This window comes from Legionella sp. PATHC032, assembly GCF_026191185.1.
Taxonomy (GTDB): domain Bacteria; phylum Pseudomonadota; class Gammaproteobacteria; order Legionellales; family Legionellaceae; genus Legionella.
The window spans coordinates 2,297,681-2,313,950 of sequence record NZ_JAPHOV010000001.1 but is presented as its reverse complement, the minus strand read 5'-3'; the positions used below and the strand labels follow the sequence as shown (position 1 = coordinate 2,313,950).

Here is a 16,270-nt window from a genome sequence, read left to right as displayed (position 1 = left end):
GATGAAAACAATACGAATGAACACTTCTTTCTTGGTTGCATTATTTTTGTTGTCATTTCCTGCACTTGCAGAAGATGAAGCCTATATTGCGTCTATTGAGGCGAATACAAAAAATCGCGCCAATGCTTTTACAAATGAAATAAAGCAAATCAGTAAGTCTCTTGAGACTTCAGAAAAATCGGGTCAAATTGCAGAATTTACCGGCGAGATGCATCAAGTCATAAAAACACAGGAGCCCATTGTAACCCACTTAAAAAAAGTCAGTCAGGTACTCGTGTTCTTATCGTTTTCAATGCCAGAAAAAAGTCTAAAAGCCTGGCTTTTACAATGTAAAAAAAGTGGAGCAACACCTGTGATTCGGGGACTAATTCATAATTCGTTTAAAGAAACGATGACGGCTATTCAAACGCTCAGTAAAAAAACAGGAATTGGGATGCAGCTTGATCCTATTCTTTTTAAAACCTTTGATATCGCTATGGTTCCTGCAGTGGTTTATGTGAAAGACACCCCTGCTTGTCCTGCCAATATGGATTGCAAACCGGTGAGTTACGACAGTCTTTATGGTGATGTATCGCTGGACTATGCTTTGGAAAAAATGAGGGGAGATGAGCAGTCAGAAGACCCCGTGTTGGATCAAATGATTCTTCGGTTAAGAGGGGAATTAATCTAATGAAAGGCTTCGTTTTAGTTTTTTTAATCCTTTGTTCACAGGTTTTTGCACTTGATTTGAATCAGGCGTATCAAGAAGGCGTTCAGACCGGAACAAGCCATACCAATCAATCCATTGATTTATTAAAAGCACTGGATCTGAGCCAGTTTCCTGGCTATCAAGCCAATCTGCCGCAAGAACATTATTATAGTGGCGTCACGCAGGCAAGCACAGGTCTTGAAGCCGATTCGCAAACTGCCGTGGCTCAGAATGATGCAGGAAAGGCAGTAGGCGAAAGTTTTAATCATCGCCCCTTGTATCAAGTAAATCCTGCCTCGGAATCAATGCAAAAGTTAAATCAAATCGCGGAAAATGGAGATGCGATTATGCATGGTCAAAATACCGATAAAACCACCTGCTCTTTAAAACCCAAAGAATGCCATTACTCATGGCAGGAAAAAACATGCCTGTCTAGCAAGGTATTAGGTGTATTGCATTGTGCAAGACACTTAAGGTTAGATGTTTCCCCCTACAAAACAGAAAGTTACAGTCTATACCTGCGAAAAGGAGGTATGAGGAATACCCCTTTTAAAGTCTCAGTTAATCTGGCACAAGCGGATACCTGCCAACAAGGCAAAACTCCTTGCTATACGATTTATAAGGATTTAGCACCAGCACCAGCGATTCTATTGCCTGCCAATTGCGCCATGGTGAAGGTCAGTTTCCTTGATGAAAAGAAATTAGTGGTTGTTGAGCAAACAGCTACATGCGCCAATCCCACCCTATCATTGTCTGTTGGCAATTGTCGATTCGGTCGCTGCACAGTGCCCTATGTTCACTCCGTTTCGATGACGGTAGAAATTTATGAAAGCAAAGAGTATTGGGACGACCAATGCCAACATTTGCAAAACAAAGAAAAAGAGGGGTTGTGTCATATTACTGAGCCTCTAACATGCACTGAGCCCAATCAAACACGGATTATTGGCGATGTTCCATTGACCCGCCCTTGCTGGAAAGAGAGAGCATCCTACACCTGTGGTGGTAGTCAGGAGCAAAATACGTGCGATAACCTAGTTAATCAAGGATGTGAGCAGACTGCTTCAACTTGTGTGAAAGAAGAAGCAGGACTTTGCACAACCCATCAGCAAACGTATCAATGCCCGATAAACCAATGTACTGACAACCAACTGTTGTGTGGCGAGGATGCTTTTTGTTTGGATGGTAATTGCGCGAAACATGAACTAACCCCAGCCAATGAAGACGATTTTAAAAAAGCAATGTCCACCTTATCCGCCGCCTCGGATGCCTCAAAAGACTTTGATGGCAATGCCAATTTTATTTTCAAAGGTCAATTGCTTGAATGTTCAACAACAATGCTCCATTTTAAAAATTGTTGCAGTGATAAGGGGTGGGGTCTGGATCTTGAGCTGGCACAGTGTAGTGATGCTGAGAAAAAACTGGGAAAAGCTCGAGAAAACAAACTGGTAGTACCTACGGGTGAATATTGTTTTAAACGCAAAAAACTCCCTATTGGCTCGGTCTGTGTCGATCATCACCAGACTTACTGTGTCTTCCAATCTAAATTAGCCCGTATGGTTCAAGTACAAGGAAGACGTGATCAGTTACATATTGGTTTTGGCCAAAATAAATATTCAAATTGCTCGGGTATTACGCCTGAGCAATTGCAATTAATTCACTTCGAAGCCATTGATTTTTCAGAATTTTATGAGGAGGTAAAAAATAAACAAAAACAACCGGATTACCAACAGACTGCCAATGGAATAAGCCAGCGCCTTAATCAATTTTACAATCAAGGAGACATCAATGGCTAGATGGTTTTTTGTTTTGTTGGTTAGCGTGAGTCCTTTTTTGTACGCCGAGCAGCCTTATCTTAATGAGCATGAGGAAGGTTGGTATTGGCATAAGGATCCCAAAGAGGAAGTCAAGAATAAACCACAAACCGAGTCAGTGGCACCTTCACATGTAAGTAAACCTGCCGATCCTGATAAAACATGGAAATTGATTGGTAATAGAGTGCAACAGGCTCGCGCACAAGCTATTTTAAATCCAACTCCTGAAAATATTGCTCGTGCAAGACGATTACAACGATTGATTGTGGCACAGGCTAATCTGTTTTCTGAGAAATGGATGCTCGATCTGCTAATAAACCCCGATCAGGATGAAAGTCTTATTAATCCGAGCAGTAGTGCAGCACGTGATATCTACAACCAGCAAAACAGCATGCAAAAGGAAAAGGCGATTACTCAAATTAGTCAAACATCTGGTTTGTTGTATTTCTATGAAGGTGGTGAACCATTTAGCGAGCGCATGGCCCAAGTAGTGAGTGATTTTGCGAACAGTTATCACATGACTGTTATTCCAATTGCCATGACCAATCGCATCTCCCCGATGTTACCTAACTCACGAGTTGATTCCGGTCAGGCAACTCAGATGGGTGTTAAACACATTCCTGCGGTTTTTGCTCTTAATCCAGTATCTAAAAAAACCATGCCAGTTGCTTATGGCTTAGTCAGCCAGTCGGAATTGAAGGAAAACATTTTAATGGCAAGCAACGCTTTTCAATCGGGAGATTACAATGCGCAATAAATTAGCTATTTTTCTAATATTAGGAACGTTATTTTCATCAAGCCTATACGCCGATATTGATAATGCACCGCTTCATGCCCTTGCCAAACATCAAGGATTTTTCTTTTTTTTCAGTTCGAGTTGTCCTCATTGTCAACGCTTTGCACCCACGCTCAAACGCTTGAGTCAACACTATGGCTTTAGCGTAGTTGCTATTTCTGTTGATGGAGGCTTTTTACCATCCTTTCCTGATGCGGTGATGAATGAAGGACAAACGAAGGTATTTCAAGTCAGTGTTTATCCTTCTCTTTTTTTGATTAACCCAAAGAGCCAAGTGGCGAGTCTTGTTACTGAAGGCACTATTGATGAAGGCGAACTAACCAATCGGTTACTAAAAATTAGCCAGATACATGACAAAGAGGTGCCTTTATGAAAAAAATTCTTCTGTCTTGTGGGTTAATCGGTGCACTTGGCATCGGACAAGTGTACAGCAAATCAATAGGTGAGGATTTAACTGGTTATTTTAAAGCTCTTAATATGGGCGCGAATGTAACAGAGCCGCATGCTTACCAAGCGCAGCGTGCTGGTTTTTATACTGGCGGTAATTTATACGCTAGAAGCAGCGTACGTAATCTGCAAATCATGCGTTTGAGCTGGCCTAAAGTGTCCGCAGGCTGTGGCGGCATAGATGCCACGTTAGGTGGGTTTTCTCACATCAAAGGTAAAGAATTTGTCGATTTTACCAAGAATATATTGAACAACTCACAAGGTCTTGCCTTCCAATTGGCCCTAGAGCAAGCAACTCCTCTTTTAGGTAATGTGGCAACCAAATTACAAAACGTGGCTACCTGGGTGAACCAAACCAATATCAGCTCGTGCGCAACCGCGGAAAGTGCCGTACTGGGTTTAGCCCCACGCACCCGTATTGCACAACAACATGCCTGCCAATCCATCGGTCAATCCAAAAATCTCTTTTCAGACTGGGCCGAGGCACGACAAGGCTGTGGTAAAGGCTCCAGTAATTATGATTACGACAGAGTGATTAATGAAAACAGCAGCAATGAGCAGGTAGTTGATAATACCAATGTGGCGTGGAATGCGTTAAAGAAAAACGGCTTATTTGCAGATGATATCGAATTAGCTCAACTCATGATGACCTTATCAGGCACCTTAATTCTGACTCGCGATGCAGAAGGGGTGCATGTCCAACGCCTGTCTTCCTTAGTAAGTAATAACAATTTAATCAGCGCTCTTTTACGCGGTGGCGAGGTAAAAATCTATCAATGTGATGAAAAGGTCAAATGCTTACAACCCACCTTAACCAGTAAAAACATTGATATCAGTCATGGTCTTGAATCAAAAGTTCGTGATCTGATTTTGGATATGGCAAGCAAGATTAAAGACAATGTGGAGCAAAGTGAGGCCGCTAAAGGATTAATTGAGTCCACACAATATCCGGTGATGAAAATGGTCAGCGTTCAAATGGCCTTTATGAAGGACAGTGCAGTGATTGACACTACACGTTACTCAGAAGCCATTGCCATCGATATTTTATTTCAATATTTGAATGAAAACCTGCAACTCGTTAAACAAGCAGCAGGAGCTCTGCAATATCCAGAAGCAATAATGAAAGAGTTTCAAACTGATCTCACCCAGGCTCGTCGCGACTTGGTTCAAATGGAAGGTAGCGCGCATCAGCGAATGAGCATGGCGATGCAGATGATTCAAGAAACTCAAACCATCGAGCAAATGCTTGTAGGCGAATTTTCATCAGAGCTCACTCAGTCTTTGAGTTGGGCTAATCAAATGAGGTGAGTGAAATGGCTGTTACGATGCAAATTTATACGATTACCGGTGGTGAGTTACTTAAGGCGTTTTATAACGCCACCGCAGCTATGTTTCACTATGATGGAATACTTGGGATTTTTAGAACAGCACTGATTATTGGTGGGGTTTGGACTGTTGGCCAATTTATTGTAAAACGTGATGTGCGCAGTATGTTCTTCTTTATTTTAAAATATGCTTTTGTTATTTCATTTATTCTAACACCTACCTGCAATTTGCAAATCCACGATAGAACTGATCCTCTGCGACCAGATTTAACGGTTGATAACGTGCCCTTAGTTTTGGGTGTTGTAGGAGGATTAAGCAGTCAGCTAAGTGATAAAATAACCCGGCTTTTTGAATTCTTCTTTCATTCACCTAACGATATGGATTACAGCCAAACAGGCATGATCATGGGTGCGAAGCTCTTTTTATCAGCAAGTAATATAAAAATAACCGATCCGTTGTTTAATGCAAACATGCAAAAGTTCATGCAGCAATGCGTGTTCTATGATGTGATGTATGGACGATATGGCTTAAAAGACATTAATCAAGCAAGAGATATTTGGGAATTGGTTAAATCCAATGCCTCTGTTGCTCGTGGGTTTATTTACGATGGTTCATTTAAATCGTGTATGGAAGCCGCTAGTTTATTAGACAGTGCCTGGAGTGGCGTGATTGAAGATGCCAAATCTAAGTATGCAGGTTTTGCTTTTGGCAATCATTCAGATGCCCTAGCTAATTTCGAAAAATACTTACCTCAAGCTTATAATCATTTAACCGCCATGTCAGGTGATGCCGCAGCACTTATTCGGCAAAATATGATGGCCAACGCCATTCGCGATGGCGTGTTTTCTATGGGCGCACGTGTGAATTCAAAAGCGGCCATAGACAGTTTTTCAGCCAGTCGAGCACAGGATAAAATACCCGCGGCACTCAGCAACATTGGACTAATGTCCGCCTATTGGTTGCCCATGTTGCAAAGTCTTTTATTTTGCATTGTTATAGGGTGTTTTATTTTTGTCTTGTTTTTTTTCCCCTTTCCCTCCGGCATTTCTTTTTTTCAATTTTACGCAACACTGTATGTCTGGCTTGCCCTATGGGCACCGATGTTTACTGTTATTAACTACATCATGACTATTTTGGCGCAGTTTTCATTGTCCTTTGTGTCAACAGGGGCGACTACTTTGGCCTACCAAACAGGCATGAATCAAGTCTATGAAAATATGGCTGCCTTGGGAGGCTACTTAGTCTTGGCGACAACCACATTGAGTTATATGTTAATCAGTCGACACGTGGGTAGTTTTGTATCACTCACGCAACAACCAACAGGTATTGTTCAAAATGCCGCCTCCTCTGCGGCAGAAGAAGCACAAATGGGAAATTACAGCTACGGAAATACCAGTTTTGCTAATCATAATGGGTTTAATAGCAGTTCTTTTCATAACGATCAAAACGCCAGAATATCATTGGGTGGTATTGAAACAAGCCTTGATAGTGGTTCAATTGCGCGAATATCGCGTGATGGCAGTGAAACACTGACGATGGCAACTGCGACCTCGCATACCCCGCTTAATATTCAATTAGGAGAAAGCACGCGATCTGCATTTTCTGAATTATCCGACAGTGCTAAAAGTGCTGGGTTCAATAAATCAATTGCTTCATCAGAGCACTATGCGGCATCACTCAGAAGCCTGGCAGAGCTTGGTGAAACGCAATCACATGGGGAACAAAGTGGGCAGGGACACCAAATATCCACTTCAGCAGGCTTTAATGCGGCGGCATCAAAAATATCCAATCTCATTGATACCTTTGCTCACGATCATAATATTTCTCGGGATGACGCGACTAAAGTTTTAAGTGCTGCCAGTATTAATTTAGGAGGATCGTTTGGTTTTGGAACCGGTTCTGCAGTACCTGGGGCAAAGGGTAATATTGAGATTGGGGGAAATGTGCGTCATGAACGGGACAAATCAGAATCCCATCAAGACGCACGCTTGATGAATGAAGCGCGGCGCTTTAGTGAGGAACACCATTTTACAGATGTGGTGAATGAGGCAAGACAAGCCACCAAGGACGATCATTTCCGCACTTCTGATGATTTTAGTGGACGCTTGGCTAATAACTTTTCAGCAGGCTTTGATAAATCTATGCAGTATCGAGATGAAGCTGTGGCGAGTTTTTCCGAATCAGAGAGTTATCACCGACAAGCAACTACTTCCAGCGAACAAACAGCATCTATTAATCTTGATGCTCAAACAGGATTTATTGATTGGTTATCACATCATCGTGCACCTAATAGTCAGGGCACTATTGGGTTGCAACAGGCAGAATGGCTAATTCGTCACGATCCTGAATTAGCTCAGTCTTATGCAAGACAATTTGTTGGTGAAAAAACCGCGCAATCAATCAGCCAATTTCAAAAAAATCATCCTATTAACGAAAGTCAAGTGCACCAAAAAAATGAAGGATTTAAAAGTCGTATTGCAGGTAGTGCGGGGGTTGATCATGCCCTTGGGGATTATACCAATACGTTCAATGACCGAGCAAAGAACATCAATGCAGGAAGCGTCAATAAAGATTCGGTTAGTGCAGTTGATAAGGATTTTGCACGCGCCAAGTCAGAGATGTCCAAGAATGTTGAGGGCATAGTGCAAGACGGGTCGCAAGTCATGCAGGATGTCATCGTTGCCCAGGCAAACAAGGACGTAAAATGATGCTTACCAGGATCGGGTTCCATAAGGGTTTCCAGAGGTATCCATACCACTGCTTCCTGACATCGGCCGACCTGAGCTTGGGTTTATGCTCACAGAAGAGCCGTAGTGGTTTGAACGATGGTAATTGGGCGACTCATGTGAGGAAAACGGCTGGTTTAGTGATGAACCACCGTAGGATCCAAAAGAAAATGCAAAGCCTAGATCTGAGAGCATCAAATCAAAGCCAAAAGAGGCACCAAGCCCAAAAGCCGCTAAAGGTGACACAAGGAATAAGAGCCAATCGGTGCAGTAAAAAAATAAGGAGTCTTTGTTACTTGGGAAATCACCAAAACAAAGAAATAGTAACACCACAATTAAAAGAACAAGAGAACCGATTCCCATTGATGCCAAACGCAGTTTTTTTCTTTGTTCAGGGGACAATTCATCAAGTGAGCTTATCATCACTTGCCCTTTATAGTTCTTCTCCATTGGATTTTCTCCTTTTTATTCATTGTAGCCTGATTTTCACTTTTTTTATATCGATTCGGAGTCAATGATGGCGGTAAATCCTACAAAATTATTTATTCGCGGCGGTCAAATCTTTTTGCACAATGTCCGCATGTTCACACAGGTAGGTAAGAAAGTAAGCCTTGCTATGCTGATAGTTTTTTTTATTTTCTCAGTCATCGCTTTTTATTTTAATACCAGTGCGTATCAACGTTATATTGGCCAGCAATGGGTTAAAGCCCAGGCAATGACTTTAATACAGAGCAAAGCCAAGCAAGTGGTTCGCATGCCAACGGGTGAATCTTATCCAGTGTATTCAGCGCAAATTGTAAAAGCTCCCATGGTCATCGGCATTGTTAATCAATTAAAACAAGCTCTACTTAAGAGCATGATAGAGGCACTATTTGCCTCTGTCATGATGTTAATTGTCATGGTTAAGTGGTTGCAAAAAAGAGGGGAAAATCAAAGTAAAGCTAAGATCATTCGCGGCAGTGAGTTAGTTGATGAAAACACGTTACAAAAGTGCATCAAAAAGACAAGCAGGATTTCTCCTTATCGGATTGGTGGTGTATCTCTGCCCTTTGGTTCTGAAACCCAGCATATACAAATAGTCGGAACCACCGGATCTGGTAAAACTGTTGCTATTCGTGATCTATTGACGACAATACAAGCTAGGGGTGAGCGCGCGATTATTTATGATAAAGGAGGAACTTATTTATCCCGTTTTTATCGTGAACATCAAGATGTAATTTTAAATCCCTTAGATACGAGAGGCCATTCCTGGAATGTCTGGGCAGAATGCGAAGACAAAGCAGATCTTGAAGCACTTGCTGAGGCCATCATGCCGATGCCCATCAATAACACCATGGATCCCTTTTGGATTAAAGCCGCGCGTATGATTTTCGTCTCGACTGCCAATGAGCTAAAAAATGATCCTAAACGCTCCAATCTGATGTTATTGCAATATTTGCTCACAGCAGACTTAGGTCGAATTCATCATTTACTGCGTCATACTGAATCAGAATCTCTGGTATCCGATAAAGTACAAAAGACTGCTTTAAATGTGAAAACCGTAATGGCTACTTATTTAAAATCCTTACTGTATTTGAAAGATGATGGGGACATCTTTTCGATTCGCGACTGGATTTTGAATGAGCAGAATAATTCCTGTTTGTTTGTCAGTTCTGATGGGCGCAAACACCCAACCATCAGACCACTAATTTCGGCCTGGATTAATACTGCTACCAAAGAACTCTTAAGTTTAGCGCCTGATGATAACCGCCGTGTTTGGTTTATTTTGGATGAGCTGGCTACCTTGCATGCCTTACCTTTTTTAGCCGCAGTTAAATCAGAAAGTCGCAAATTTGGTGGTTGCTTCTTATTAGGTCATCACGGTGCATCCCAGTTGCGTACCATTTATGGTAACGATGGTGCCGCGTCCCTTTCAAATCTGTGTTCGACTCGATTGTTCCTACGCTTACCCGAACATACTGATGCGGAGCACGCCTCCCGCAATATTGGTACATACGAAATTGAAGAGGTGAATGAGTCCATCAGTTATGGGGCAAACACCATGCGTGATGGGATTTCAGTTTCTCGTCAAACTAAAGAAAAACAATTGGTTTTACCAACCCAAATTCAGGTAATCAATGATCTACAAGGATATTTGCGCGTCAAAGGGGAATTTCCTGCGGCAAAAATAAAGCTTAATTACGTTGATTATCCTCTCATTCATGAAGAATTTATTGCACGAGACATTGATCCTGATCCACTTCGTCAAAAAGTAGAGCAATTGGTGGACACCTACAGCGATCCCATCCTTGCCGCATCCCATGATGATGCTTTAGAGGCTGCAACTTCAACAAAAAAAGATATCACAAAACCAATTGCAAGAGAAAAAAAGCTTGAGGAAGAAAAAGAGCTTGTTGAGTTTTTATAAGAACAAATTGGGGGGTAAGCATGTTAAGTCTTCAGCCATTAGACAGTGCCGATGGAGCCGCAGCCTACTATCTAGATGTCGTCAATTATTATGAAAACGATTCTAAAAGTGTTCGTTGGTTAGGAGATGGAGCGAAAATTCTTGGGATCCACGGGCAAGCAGTAGAAAAAGAACAGATGATTGCCCTTCTGAAAGGCATATTACCTGATGGTACTCAACTCGGTCGAATCGATAAGGATGGTATTCATCATCGCCCCGGTTTTGATATGACCCTTACTGCCCCAAAGTCTTTTTCAATTTTACTTGAAAGTGGTGCTGATCCAAGGCTTGGAGAGGTGTTTGATAAGGCCGTAGAATGGTTCGTTGAAGAAATGGAAAAGGAGTTTGCACAAGCCAGGCAACTTGTTGACGGCAAAATTGAATATATTGATACCAGAAATTTAGTCATTGCAGCATTTCGTCAACCAAGCTCTCGTGCCAATGATCCTAATTCACATACGCACCTTGTAGTTCAAAATATGACCCACTGCCCAGATGGGAAGTGGCGCTCGCTTGCCAGTGACATGGATGGTCAAAAAGGCGTGGTTGAACAAATCATGAAGCACCATATCTATGGCGGGCTTAAATTTCGTAACAAATTAGCGAATTTAACCAAAGAACTTGGCTATCAGCTGGCATCTGATGGTGATGGTTTGTGGGAAATCCAGGGTGCACCTGAGCAGGTATTAACTCATTTTTCAAAAAGAAGGGAATCCATCGAAGCATTACTTGACGAAAAAGGCTGGAGTGGTGCTAAAGCATCCTCGATTGCGGCTCAAAAAACAAAATTGGATAAAGAAATCATTGATTATGAGAAATGGAAAGAAGACATCATCAAAGAATGCCAGGAAATGGGCTTTGATCCACATCAACTAGTGGCTTCATCGTATAAGCCTCAGAAAAATCTCTTTCAAACTTTAAAGGAAAACATTGTTGAGCGCTTTTATGGTAAGGATAACATCGAAATGACTCATGCCAGAGAGTCTGTGTATGTGGCCATTGAATCAATCAGTCAACAGCATGCGGTGTTTGAGGAAAGGGAACTTAAAAAAGAAGCGCTAAAATATGTAATCGCCAGCAATAAGATAATCGATGAAACCTTAATTAATAAAGCCATTGATGAAAACATTGCAAATCAAAACCTGTATACGGCAAGACACCCCTTCACACAAAAGCCTTTATTGACAACGCCCTGGCAACTAACACTTGAGAGCGAGGCCATCCAGCGTATTGAAAATGGTAAAGGTGCTGTTTCTGCTATTTGTTCGAAACAAAAAGTCAGTGAGTTTATAAAAGCAAAAGAACAGGAGATGGCATTTGCTTTATCCCCTTCACAGAAAAAAGCTATGACAACCTTCCTAACCTCAACAGACCGATTTATTGCCATTCAAGGGTATGCAGGAACTGGTAAAACCACGATGCTACGTTTGACTCGTGAATTAGCATCTCTTCAGGGCTATGAAATTCGTGGTATTACCGCAGGCTCGGCAGCCGCCAATGAACTGCGCCATAAAGGAGGGTTAAATGCTTCTACCTTTGCAAGAGAGTTAGGGAGATTGCAAAATCAGAAACAGGACTTAAGTAAAACCATATTTGTGGTGGACGAAGCCTCTATGTTATCTAATCCACAAGGACATAAAATCATCAAACTGGCAGAACAGTTTAATACCCAGTTAAAGATCATTGGCGATAAAGCCCAGCTTCCTTCCCCATCCAGCGGGAAATTATTCTCTGTCATTCAAGATTATGGGATTAAAACCGTTGCCATGACGGATAATCTTCGCCAGAAAGACTCAGAATTAAGGGAATCAGCAATTCATGCTGGTAGAGGTGAAATCTATGATGCCGTTGATAAGTTAACTCATGTGGAAACGCTTGATACTTATTTAAAACGGGTTGATTATATTTCAAGTAAATGGTTGTCATTAACACCAGAAGAACGCCAAAACACACTATGCTTTGCCCCAACGCACAGAAATCGCCAGGATATAACTCAGATTTTACGAAACGCTTTAATTCAAGAAGGGACACTAACCGGACAAGAGCATCTGCAACCCATATTAAAAGAACGCAATTTAACTGGAATTAAGCTCAGAAATGCAGCTTATTATAGTCAAAACGATATCATTCGTTTTAATCATACTATTCAGCGGTATAACATCAAAGCAGGAGATTATTTAACTGTTGGGCAGGTCACTAACAAAAACAAGCATAATAATACACTGATTCTTAAGCATGAAAATGGTCAAGCCATAAAATTTAAATTGTCCTCACTACCTGAATTTAGAACTGAAAACAAAGATTTGGAACGGCCTGTTGAAGTATATCGGCGAGAACAATTGAGTCTAATGGCCGGTGATCAAATTCAATGGAAACGTAATTCTGAACACAATGGTATTCGCAACTCTGAATTGGCAACCATCAGACAAATCAACAATGAGGGAATAACAATCATAACGGAAGACAATCAAACCCTACACTTACCTCACGGAGCAAAAGAACTACGACATCTTGATCATGGCTATGTACTCACGACCTATGCTACCCAGGGAAAAGATAAAAAAAGAGGTCTTGGCCTTATTGAAAGCCAAAACCGATTTGCATCAACCATCCAAAACTATTACGTGGAAACAACCCGTGGTATTTGGGAAATGATAGTAGTCACGGACGATAAAGATCATCTGGTTAAAGCCATTACCACCAATAACAGTGACAAGTACTCCTCAATGGATATGGTTGATTCAGATACTCTGAAAGCTCATGAAGCACGTTTTAAAGAGCACAAAAACAGCATAGTCTTACAAAATGCCATTGAAAAAAAATTATCGAAAGAACAGGACTGGAAGGGCTTGGAACAGACAGTAGAAACCTATGTTCAATGCAAACAACAAGGGGAAGATCGAAAAGCGGCAAAATTAGCATTTGCCATTGTGAATGATCCCAAATTGTATCGCCTTGCCAAAGAACGCTTGGGTTTTGGTGTTAGTACCTATCGGCGTGAAGCCCTGCGTTTCCAAACCTCGAAGTTATTACATTCACTACCCAAATCAGAAAGGCAGGATTTTTCTACTGTCAGGCAGTACGTGTTTTTAAACCAACAAATCCTTAAACGAAGTCAGCATATCAATGCCCAATCGTTGGATAATGGAATTTCAAATCAGAATAAACAAGCTCTGCAACAACAGTCCGCTAAACGCAATGCAGTAGCTTTTGTAATTAGTAGGGATCTGGAGCGTTATAAACCTTATTTGCAGCATTTTTCCATCGGAGAACTAAACCGAATTGGATTGCCACAGCATGAATATGGCAAGGAATTTAAAAAAGCACAGATGCGCCTGGAATCACTTGGCAAGCAGGCAACAAGGGACTTAATACGTACCAATATTTCGCTTTATTTAAACGCACAAGGCGAAGAGAAAGAAAGGCTTGCAGTCCAAATTAAAAGAGAATCCAAGTTATCACATTCTTTTGTTTTAACCCATGCAAAAGAATTGAATCAAAAGCCTGAATCATTATGGCAATCCATACATAAAGATGCGCGTTTGCATAGCGATAAATTGTTTCGAAATGGATTAAGTGCTGAGGGAAGATTGGCGTTCGATAACATCAAAGCCTATAAAGCATTACAGCTTGAGCTTAGAGAAAATTGGTCAGCAAGTTTAAAAGAAGCGGGAAACAGTGAAGGGAAGAGTAGTAATCCAAAATCTATTGAGTTACTCACCCGCCGCAATGAGTTAGCTCACGAATTGATGCAAAACAAAGCCATGCCTGAAATAGCCTCTTATTTCAAGCTGGATTTGGCAAAGTTAGCAGTACAAACAGAAAAACAGCAGTATCGGGAAAACATCAAGCAATTTACGGCAAGTAAGTCTAATTTCAAAACACGTCTTGCAGTAATTAATGAGATTAAAAATGATATCACTGGCCATTATCCCTTTATTAAAGAAGCAAATATTGAATCTAAAACCCTTAGTAAATATCTACGAGTTACCGACAGAAAGGAACGATTATCTAATATTTCTTCACCTGAGAAAAAAGACTATCAATGTTTCCTGACTTACAAAAAAGCCAGTATGCAAACTTACAGGCTTTGGCAGCAGGCGCACCTTAATAAAGCTGATGGCAATGTACAAAATAACAAGCTGATATCAGCAGCAATCAGTCAGTCATCAAAACGTGATGCATTGGCTCATCAATTAAAAGGCTCAAAGTACCTTGATTCAATTTTATCCTATGAAAAAGGCAACAAAGAAAAGCTGTTAGCCCAGGCTAGCAACCACCAAATAAAATTGCGTGAAATTAAGGAGCTAAATGAAGTCGTACACACACTATCAATGCAGTTCCCTAGCGTCACAAACTCTAATTCTGCAAAAGAAATATCAGCCTGGAAAAAGAACTGGTTATCTCTTTCCAGTCATATGAAGCAAATTGAAAAGGGCAGCGGTTATCAATTAGCTTTGCAAGAATATCCATTGAATGTGTCATCTGTAAATACAATTAATAAGGAATTAGAAAATAACTACGATTTTAAGCCAGAAACGATCACCCAAAAATCATTGCAATCAACCAATCCGGTCTTACAAAAAATCCAACAATCTGCACAATTTTTGGATGCCAGAATTATTAATGAAGCTCTGATGGCCGACCCAGAAACTACCTATAAAACAATCTGGGGTGAGCCAAAAACACAAAACTCCAGAGAGTTACGTTATTCTGGTGGCTTAATTGTAAGCTTGAAAGGCAAGGACAAAGGCTTATGGCATGATTTCAGTGACGGAATAGGAGGCGCGCCGATTCAAGCGATTATTGCTAGAGATAAGCTGTCCTTTAAAGAAGCACTCTCTCAAGCTGCGTCCATGGTAGGCATAAATCAATTAGAAAACCTTTCCATATTCATAAAAGCCCCCATTTCCAGTAAAAATGAATTACAAAAATTAAATGACCTTGAAAAGAAGAACAAAGTAATTTCTGCAAAAAGTATCTGGGATGGTTCTATTCTTGCAAAGGGAACATTGGCCGAAAAATATTTAAAACAACATCGGGGCATAGAATCCATTGATAAAATGGATATACGTTTCTGGCCCACTGGATCTCAATGGAAAAACTGCAATGAACAAGGATTATTGGAAGATAAAGTTAATAAAATCCCAGCATTAATCATTGCTGCAAGAAATGAAAAAAATGAACTAACAGGCGTTCAACGAATTTATCTGGACAAGCAAACAGCCAGTAAAAATAAATTCATGGACAACCCAAAGCTATCCAAAGGAATCATAGACGGCAGTTGTGGCGTTATTCAAAAAGGAATGCAAGGATCCCGCCTTTATATCGCCGAAGGTTTTGAAACAGGTGCTTCCATCGCTCTCGCGGACAGCAAAGCCACAGTTTTATGCTCCTTTGGCGTTTCAAACATGAAGAACTTAAGCCCAATCATCAAAAAATTCCATTCAAAAGAAGTTGTTATTGCAGGAGATAATGATGGAGAGTTCGCTAAATCACAACAAGCCATCGAAAAAACAATTAATGCCTTTAAACAAGATAACTTAAGTGCCAGAGCAGTATTTCCCGATGGGTTGCAGGGAAAAGCAAAAACAGACTGGAACGATATTCATTTAAGCAAAGGGATTGCAGAAATCCAAAAGCAACTAATGAGAAAGGATATAGGAGCCATTTCCTCAATCGTTGATAAGCCAATTGAACTACCAAAAACAATTGCCGATTTTGTACAAATAAAGTCCATGAAGTTAAGCGGCAGCCAAATCATTTCCATTAGAGACAATGCTGCAACCATTGACAATAAAAGAGACTTAAATCAATTAGTCGCAGCTTACAACAAAAGTCAACAAGCATTAGAAAAATCTGGCTCCTTCACTCCTGAAAAAACACTGCCCACAAAAACAAGGAGTGAAATAGAAATGGATCGTTAGATACACCAACCATAGCATAGCGTATGCTCACACTGAAAATATCTGCCATTGATACTAAATCAGGTGTTCATATTATTTTTCTGTTTTAAACACATAATCTTAG

Annotated in this window: 9 protein-coding genes; 8 read left to right on the top strand and 1 reads right to left on the bottom strand. The window is 40.8% G+C overall.

Features of this window, described 5'->3' with window-relative positions:
- The first annotated feature begins 1 nt into the window (after position 1).
- Genes trbC through OQJ02_RS10375 form a run of 6 tightly spaced genes read left to right on the top strand, consistent with a single transcriptional unit; the run spans position 2 to position 7,776 of the window.
- Positions 2-670 (top strand): type-F conjugative transfer system pilin assembly protein TrbC, encoded by a 669-nt coding sequence (gene trbC / locus OQJ02_RS10400; protein WP_015444243.1) that lies wholly within the window; start codon positions 2-4, stop codon positions 668-670.
- Positions 670-2,481, top strand: coding sequence for a type-F conjugative transfer system mating-pair stabilization protein TraN (gene traN / locus OQJ02_RS10395; protein ID WP_010947796.1), 1,812 nt, complete (start codon positions 670-672; stop codon positions 2,479-2,481). The genes trbC and traN overlap by 1 nt, the downstream gene beginning before the upstream one ends.
- Positions 2,474-3,256: a type-F conjugative transfer system pilin assembly protein TraF gene (gene traF / locus OQJ02_RS10390; RefSeq protein ID WP_010947795.1), complete on the top strand. Its 783-nt coding sequence runs from the start codon at positions 2,474-2,476 to the stop codon at positions 3,254-3,256. Before traN ends, traF begins: the two co-directional genes overlap by 8 nt.
- Positions 3,246-3,668, top strand: coding sequence for a type-F conjugative transfer system pilin assembly thiol-disulfide isomerase TrbB (gene trbB / locus OQJ02_RS10385; RefSeq protein WP_010947794.1), 423 nt, complete (start codon positions 3,246-3,248; stop codon positions 3,666-3,668). Before traF ends, trbB begins: the two co-directional genes overlap by 11 nt.
- The gene (locus OQJ02_RS10380; RefSeq protein ID WP_010947793.1) at positions 3,665-5,050 is read left to right on the top strand and encodes a conjugal transfer protein TraH; all 1,386 of its coding nucleotides are present in this window, start codon (positions 3,665-3,667) and stop codon (positions 5,048-5,050) included. The genes trbB and OQJ02_RS10380 overlap by 4 nt, the downstream gene beginning before the upstream one ends.
- Positions 5,051-5,055: 5 nt before the next feature.
- Positions 5,056-7,776 carry a conjugal transfer protein TraG N-terminal domain-containing protein gene (locus OQJ02_RS10375; RefSeq protein ID WP_015444244.1) on the top strand — a complete coding sequence of 907 codons (2,721 nt, stop codon included), beginning with the start codon at positions 5,056-5,058 and terminating at the stop codon, positions 7,774-7,776.
- 3 nt (positions 7,777-7,779) lie between these two features.
- Here OQJ02_RS10375 and OQJ02_RS10370 read toward each other — a convergent pair whose 3' ends face one another.
- Complete coding sequence (locus tag OQJ02_RS10370) at positions 7,780-8,244, bottom strand: hypothetical protein (RefSeq protein WP_021437030.1); 465 nt, start codon at positions 8,242-8,244, stop codon at positions 7,780-7,782.
- A 67-nt stretch (positions 8,245-8,311) separates the two neighbouring features.
- Between OQJ02_RS10370 and traD the strand changes: the two genes are divergently transcribed.
- Both traD and traI read left to right on the top strand, forming a co-directional pair.
- Positions 8,312-10,201: a type IV conjugative transfer system coupling protein TraD gene (gene traD / locus OQJ02_RS10365; RefSeq protein ID WP_015444246.1), complete on the top strand. Its 1,890-nt coding sequence runs from the start codon at positions 8,312-8,314 to the stop codon at positions 10,199-10,201.
- Between the two features lie 20 nt (positions 10,202-10,221).
- Positions 10,222-16,167, top strand: coding sequence for a conjugative transfer relaxase/helicase TraI (traI, locus tag OQJ02_RS10360; protein WP_010947790.1), 5,946 nt, complete (start codon positions 10,222-10,224; stop codon positions 16,165-16,167).
- Positions 16,168-16,270: the final 103 nt, after the last annotated feature.

What these genes read in the sequence shown, in the direction of transcription:
- trbC (WP_015444243.1), top strand. Translation starts at nt 2, where the DNA reads ATGAAAACAATACGAATGAACACTTCTTTCTTGGTTGCATTATTTTTG.
- traN (WP_010947796.1), top strand. Translation starts at nt 670, where the DNA reads ATGAAAGGCTTCGTTTTAGTTTTTTTAATCCTTTGTTCACAGGTTTTT.
- traF (WP_010947795.1), top strand. Translation starts at nt 2,474, where the DNA reads ATGGCTAGATGGTTTTTTGTTTTGTTGGTTAGCGTGAGTCCTTTTTTG.
- trbB (WP_010947794.1), top strand. Translation starts at nt 3,246, where the DNA reads ATGCGCAATAAATTAGCTATTTTTCTAATATTAGGAACGTTATTTTCA.
- OQJ02_RS10380 (WP_010947793.1), top strand. Translation starts at nt 3,665, where the DNA reads ATGAAAAAAATTCTTCTGTCTTGTGGGTTAATCGGTGCACTTGGCATC.
- OQJ02_RS10375 (WP_015444244.1), top strand. Translation starts at nt 5,056, where the DNA reads ATGGCTGTTACGATGCAAATTTATACGATTACCGGTGGTGAGTTACTT.
- OQJ02_RS10370 (WP_021437030.1), bottom strand. Translation starts at nt 8,244, where the DNA reads ATGGAGAAGAACTATAAAGGGCAAGTGATGATAAGCTCACTTGATGAA.
- traD (WP_015444246.1), top strand. Translation starts at nt 8,312, where the DNA reads ATGGCGGTAAATCCTACAAAATTATTTATTCGCGGCGGTCAAATCTTT.
- traI (WP_010947790.1), top strand. Translation starts at nt 10,222, where the DNA reads ATGTTAAGTCTTCAGCCATTAGACAGTGCCGATGGAGCCGCAGCCTAC.